6 protein-coding genes and 1 pseudogene are annotated in these 5,248 nt (G+C 63.6%); 2 read left to right on the top strand and 5 right to left on the bottom strand.

Annotated elements, in window-relative coordinates:
* Positions 1 to 20: 20 nt before the first annotated feature.
* The 5 genes from Mlute_RS13905 to Mlute_RS13880 form a co-directional block, all read right to left on the bottom strand.
* Entirely contained in the window at positions 21 to 626 is a 606-nt protein-coding gene (locus Mlute_RS13905; protein ID WP_119361175.1) for a 16S rRNA (uracil(1498)-N(3))-methyltransferase, read from the bottom strand.
* Between the two features lies 1 nt (position 627).
* Positions 628 to 1,389: a 50S ribosomal protein L11 methyltransferase gene (locus Mlute_RS13900; protein ID WP_119361174.1), complete on the bottom strand. Its 762-nt coding sequence runs from the start codon at positions 1,387 to 1,389 to the stop codon at positions 628 to 630.
* Between the two features lie 4 nt (positions 1,390 to 1,393).
* Positions 1,394 to 2,188, bottom strand: a complete 795-nt coding sequence (locus Mlute_RS13895) for a helical backbone metal receptor (RefSeq protein WP_119361173.1) — start codon at positions 2,186 to 2,188, stop codon at positions 1,394 to 1,396.
* Positions 2,185 to 2,760, bottom strand: a complete 576-nt coding sequence (coaE, locus tag Mlute_RS13890; RefSeq protein ID WP_119361172.1) for a dephospho-CoA kinase — start codon at positions 2,758 to 2,760, stop codon at positions 2,185 to 2,187. Before coaE ends, Mlute_RS13895 begins: the two co-directional genes overlap by 4 nt.
* Before the next feature lie 621 nt (positions 2,761 to 3,381).
* The gene (locus tag Mlute_RS13880; protein ID WP_119361171.1) at positions 3,382 to 3,780 is read right to left on the bottom strand and encodes a hypothetical protein; all 399 of its coding nucleotides are present in this window, start codon (positions 3,778 to 3,780) and stop codon (positions 3,382 to 3,384) included.
* Positions 3,781 to 3,898: 118 nt separating this feature from the next.
* On the opposite strand from Mlute_RS13880, the gene Mlute_RS13875 reads away from it, so the two are divergent.
* Positions 3,899 to 4,366, top strand: coding sequence for a YbjN domain-containing protein (locus tag Mlute_RS13875; RefSeq protein ID WP_119361170.1), 468 nt, complete (start codon positions 3,899 to 3,901; stop codon positions 4,364 to 4,366).
* Between the two features lie 431 nt (positions 4,367 to 4,797).
* Positions 4,798 to 5,248: pseudogene (locus Mlute_RS16270) on the top strand (hypothetical protein); the annotation flags it as partial.

Genomic DNA, 5,248 nt, shown 5'->3' with positions numbered 1-5,248 from the left:
CACCCGGCCCACTGCCCTGATCACTGGCCCCGCAAAAACCCCACCTCCTCCTCCGTAAGCCCCCCCTCGGGGCCAGTGATCAGGGCAGTGGGCCGGGTGGGGTCAAAGACCTCCCGCACCCGCTCGAGCGCGTAGGGGTGGGCCACAAAGCCCTGCTCCGCTGGGGGCACCTGGCCCAAGGGGCAAAGGGGCTCCACCTGGGGCACCACGCTGCGCAAGCACTGCTTGGCAGCCTCCTGGGCCACCCGGCGAAGGCGCAAAAGCTTGGTCTCGCTCAGCTCACGCACCACACAGCGCTGGGTCAGAACCGGCACCACCCGGGTAGCCCCCAGCTCGGTGGCGGCCCGGACCACCTCGGCCAGGTGATCGCCCTTGAGCAGGGGCACGTAGAGGATGATGGGGATGGGCGGCTCGCGCCCCGCCGACCAGGTTTCCTCCACCTTTAGCCGCACCCAGCCCCGGCCCACCGCCACCACCCGGGCCCGGCCCTCCTGGCCCTTTCCGTCAAACACGCTCAGGGCGTCCCCCGGTCGGGCCCGCAAAACCTCCACCAGGTGGTGGGCCTCCTTGCCCAGGAGCTCCACCTCCGGCGCCAAATGGGGGACATAGGCCCGATGAGGTCGCATGCTAGACCGCCGCCCAGGTGAGGCAGACCCACTCCCCCTCCTGCTCCCGCTCGAGGAGCCGGAACGAGCAGGCCTCTAAGGCCTCCCGGACCATCCTCTCCCGCTCGGCCAGGATGCCCGTGACGATGAGCAAGCCACATACCCCAAAAGCCTCCCGGTAGGCTTCGGCCAGATGGGCGTGTAGCTCGGCGTAAAGATTGGCCACCACTAGGTCAAAAGGCCCCTCCACATCGGCAAGGCTCCCCTCCACAAAGCACGCTTCCACCCGGTTACGCTCGGCGTTGGCCCTGGCCTGGGGAATCACCGCCGGGTCAATGTCCACCCCCCAGGCCTCCGCCCCGAGCATCGCCGCCGCAATGGCCAGGATGCCCGAGCCGGTGCCCAGGTCGAGCACCCGCATACCCGGCTCCACCCGGCGGGAAAGGGCCCCCAGGGCCAGCCGAGTGGTCTCGTGATGGCCGGTGCCAAAGGCCATGCCCGGTTCAATCACCAAGCGGCGCTCGGGGCCCTCCCAGCCGTGCCAGGGGGCCAGCACCACAAAAGCCCCAGCCCGCACCGGCTTCAGGTCGCGGCGGTAGGCCTCCAGCCAGTCGGTGTCGGGCAGCTCCAACCACTCCCCCGGCAGGGGCAGCTCCACGCGGTCGGGAAAATAGGCCCAAACCTCACCCGGCCTCTCCTCCAGGCCCCTGGCCCCCAGGTCAAAAAGCAACGGGGTGTAGGCATCCAGGCTCTCAAAGTTGCCCCTGAGGCGAAAGACGTGCATGGGCTCAGTCTAGCACCCCCCTAATTTGCTCCACCAGCCGCTCCAAGTACCCGAAGAAGAGCGGGCCGTAATGGGCCAGCTCGTCCCCTCCGGTCACCACCAAGGGCAGGCGCCAGCCCCGCTCGGCCATGAGCTGCTCGACCTTTTCCCGCGGCCTCGAGCGGTGCGGCTTGGGCTCGTAGATGAAAAGGTCTGGCCCCCTTTTAGGCACCTCGGCCAGTTGAGGAACGAAGTAGCTTTGGGGATGCTGGGAAAAAATGTTCTGCAGCCCCAGGTGCCGCAGGGCCTCATCCACGTAGCTGCCCCGGCCCACGGTGATGGGGCCGCCCAGGTCAAACTCCAGGTACACCCTCCGCAGGGGCAAGGCCCGGTAGAGCCGGGCATACCGCTCGGCCAAGCCCTGGGCGAGCCGGGTGGCGGCCTCCGACACGCCCAGCAAGGCCCCCAGCAGCGCTACATTTTCCATAATGCCATAGGGGCTTTGCGGCAGCGGCAGCGGATACACGGGAAAACCCCGCTCAAACAGGGCCTGAAGCAGATCCCGCTGGACCCCAGTGCTGACCAGCACCAAGTCGGGCCGCAATGAGGCCAAAAGCTCCCAGCGCACCCGGGTGTAGCTCGAGACCACCGGCAGCCCCAAGACCCCTGCCGGCCGGTAGCAGAAGGCGCTGCGCCCCACCAACCGCTGCCCCAACCCCAGCGCGAAGAGGGTGTCGGTGGCGTTGGGCGCTAGAGAAACGATGCGCTCAGGAGCCTCGGGCAGTTCAATGGGCCCAAGCCAGTCGTGCACAATCCTCATTTCAGGGCCTCCTCGAGCCAGGCCGCCACCCGGGCCCGCAGGGTCTCCAGGTCGGCCTCGTTCCAGATGACCCAGGTGGCCCGCCTCAGCTTCTCCTCCTGGGGGAGCTGGGCCCTGTCCCGGGCCTCAAACTCGGCCTCGGAAAGCCCCCGGGCCACCACCCGGCGCCGCCTTTGATCCTCCGGCGCGGCCACCACCAGCACCCCGTCAAACTCCCTCTCCCGCCCAGCCTCAAAGAGCAGGGGTATCTCCTGGACCAAAAGGGGTACCCCCTCGGCCCGGGCCCGCTCCGTCTCCTCCCGTAGCCGGGCCCGCACATAAGGGTGCAAAAGACCCTCCAGGCGGCGCCGGGCTTCCATATCGGCAAAAACCAAGGCCCCAAGCGCCCGGCGGTCCACCTCCCCTGAGCGGCAGGCTTCCGGAAACATGCGGCATATTTCGCCCTTGAAGACCTCCGCTCCCTCGCGGGCTAGCGCGTCGGCGTCCAGCACCGGCACCCCCCGCTCCCGCAAAAACCCCGCCACGGTGCTCTTCCCGCTGCCAATGCTCCCGGTAAGGCCCACAAGGCGCATCGGGCTAAGCATACCCCAGCCCACACCGGAGTTACGCGGTTGACTGCGAACCCCTTCGCCATCAGACTAGTCAAAAAAAGCGATAACCTACATTACCGCTGCACCAAAACAGCCCGATATCAACCTGAAAGCCCCGATACCATCTCACAATGCCTTCACCCGCCTGCTGCAAAGACAGCCTTTAGACAAAAAGGCGTTGTGGCGGGAAGCACAGGCATCCGTACAAAAAGAGCGGGGGCTTTTGGTGTTGGATGACACCACATTCGTGCGCTACTTCAAGCCCCTACTCCACCGTCCTGAGAAGGACCCAGCTCCGGATGAGGTTGTGGGCCACCACCCCCGCACCAGCTCGCCCAGGGTGAGGGGCAATGAGAGCTCTTCCAGCCAGGTCATGACCTTGGGGTGGGGCTGACGCCGAACGGCCTCGGAGCACGTTGGTGCCCAGCGGGTAGCTCAGAGGCCAACCTCCCGGTAATCCACCGGCAACCGGCTGGACAGGGCCTCGGCCTCCTCATCGGAGAGGGGGCTCCGGGGGGCGGAGGGCCTCGAGGAGCGGTGGATCGTGTACGGTGGGTAGTTCGCTTGGCCCTGAATCACTGGCGTTCGAAAGCCCTGCCCTCCTCAAACAATACGACAAAGGCTGACGTAGGCCAGATCTCTGTGCACAAAGGTGAAAAATACCAGAATCGCCTTGTTGTTTTTCCATATGAGCCAATGAGAAGAAGGCTTCATCTGCCCTAGTTTCTCCACTCTCCAGCCCTCGCTCGTAAAGGAGCGCTCCAAAAGCTCGATCACGTTGTAATTCAGACCTTCCTCGTAACGGTAGTGCTCTGTTTCGATACAACTTTCGCCTATGGAATTGACCGCGCTTTCCAGCTCGGATTCCAGAATCGGGTGCTCGGGGTAACTGTCAAACACGTAATTACCGTAAGGGATGTAAGCGCCGGTCATGCGCGAGGTGTGGGCCAAAGCCATGTGGGTTATGAGCGAAAGAGCCAAAAGAAAGATGAACTTGTTCATAGGGTTTCCTTAGCCTCACTCTACACGACCCAAAAGAGGGAGGAAGTGTATATATCACCAGGAAAAAAGGAGCATCGTGCTACGGTGGAGGCGTCCTTCGGGGCAGAAAGGAGTTGTTATGCGGATTCTGATTTGGGCAGCGGTTTTACTCAGCCTGGCCCTTGCCCAGGGGGGGACCATCGGGACCGGCAGAATAGTGAATGGACTCACCGAGAGGGATGTGGAAACCCTCTTGCGCCAAGAGGGCATCCCCTTTGAGCGCGTGGGGAATAGCAAGTACCATTTGAGGATAGCCGGCGTCAGGGTAGTACTCCTGATGGATCGCTGCCAGTCGGGTTCATGTGAGATCCTGACGCTGGCAAGCGGATTCACCATGGACACCCCCCCCTCGTTGGAAGAGGTAAACGAGTGGAATCAGAATAAGCGCTTCAGCCGGGCCTATCTGGACAGCGATGGGGACCCTTGGGTCGAATCGGAGTTACACTTGAGGTTTGGGGTAACCTCCGAAACGATCCGATTCTTCCTCGCCGTTTTTTCCAAAGAGACGCTGCCCAAATTCATAGAGCACATCGGCTTCAATCCATAGGGCGCTTGGAGGAAAGAGTCTGGGGGGTCCAACCCCCCTTTTTTCGCGCGCCTCCATCCCCACCAGGTCGATGGGCGGCGGTACGGCGGGGAGGGACTCACCCGGGGGGATACTTATCCCAGGCGGGCGAATAAGAATCTTTTGTCCTGGATAGAACAGTGGCCGCCGGGATGGGCAGCCACGTCTGTCGGGCTCAGACCAACCGCTCACCTTGATGATGACGATGATCTTGATCTTGCGCCACCTGATCTTGAGGGTGGGCTCCTCGGGTGAGGTAATGTCGTCTTCTATACCGATGCCTACAGGGCCGTCATCGGGCAGCACCCTTGCGCCGGACGATCAGAGGAGCTTCCGCTGGCGGCAGGACTTCTTGCGGGCCTACGTGGAGCGGGAGATCCCGCTTCTGGTGAGGTAGACTCTCTGGGGAAACGGTGCGCCGTCTTTTGGTCATGCCAGCTCACCTGCAAGGGGCGCCTCTGAACCTCGCTGCCCTCTCACGCAACCTGGGCCTGGATGGGCGCACTAAAGCCCGTTACCTGGACTTTCTTGCTGACCTCTACCTTCTCATACCCCTTTATGTGGTATCCTTCCCCATGACCGTCGTTGACCACCTGACCCTCCCTCAACTCCAGCAACGGATCAAGAAGGCTAAGGATCCCGTGGAGAAGACCCGCCTCCTCGCGGTGTACCACGCCAAGCGGGGCCTCACCGCCCAGGAGGTGGCCGCCATCACCCTCCAGGATAGGAGGCACCACAACCCGGGCCCCAGGCCAAAGCTGACCCCAGAAGAACAGGAGAGGGTGCTGCAGGCCCTCCAGGGAACCCTGCCCGACGGCGGCTTGTGGACGGGGCTCAAGCTGCAACGCTGGGTGGCGGAGGCGC

Source organism: Meiothermus luteus (assembly GCF_003574085.1).
Lineage (GTDB): Bacteria > Deinococcota > Deinococci > Deinococcales > Thermaceae > Meiothermus > Meiothermus luteus.
The sequence above is the reverse complement of the archived record's forward strand: the minus strand, read 5'-3'. Positions and strand labels throughout refer to the sequence as shown.

Excerpts from the sequence above, each read along its gene's own strand:
- Mlute_RS13905 (WP_119361175.1), bottom strand. The coding sequence starts at position 626 with ATGCGACCTCATCGGGCCTATGTCCCCCATTTGGCGCCGGAGGTGGAG.
- Mlute_RS13900 (WP_119361174.1), bottom strand. The coding sequence starts at position 1,389 with ATGCACGTCTTTCGCCTCAGGGGCAACTTTGAGAGCCTGGATGCCTAC.
- Mlute_RS13895 (WP_119361173.1), bottom strand. The coding sequence starts at position 2,188 with ATGAGGATTGTGCACGACTGGCTTGGGCCCATTGAACTGCCCGAGGCT.
- coaE (WP_119361172.1), bottom strand. The coding sequence starts at position 2,760 with ATGCGCCTTGTGGGCCTTACCGGGAGCATTGGCAGCGGGAAGAGCACC.
- Mlute_RS13880 (WP_119361171.1), bottom strand. The coding sequence starts at position 3,780 with ATGAACAAGTTCATCTTTCTTTTGGCTCTTTCGCTCATAACCCACATG.
- Mlute_RS13875 (WP_119361170.1), top strand. The coding sequence starts at position 3,899 with ATGCGGATTCTGATTTGGGCAGCGGTTTTACTCAGCCTGGCCCTTGCC.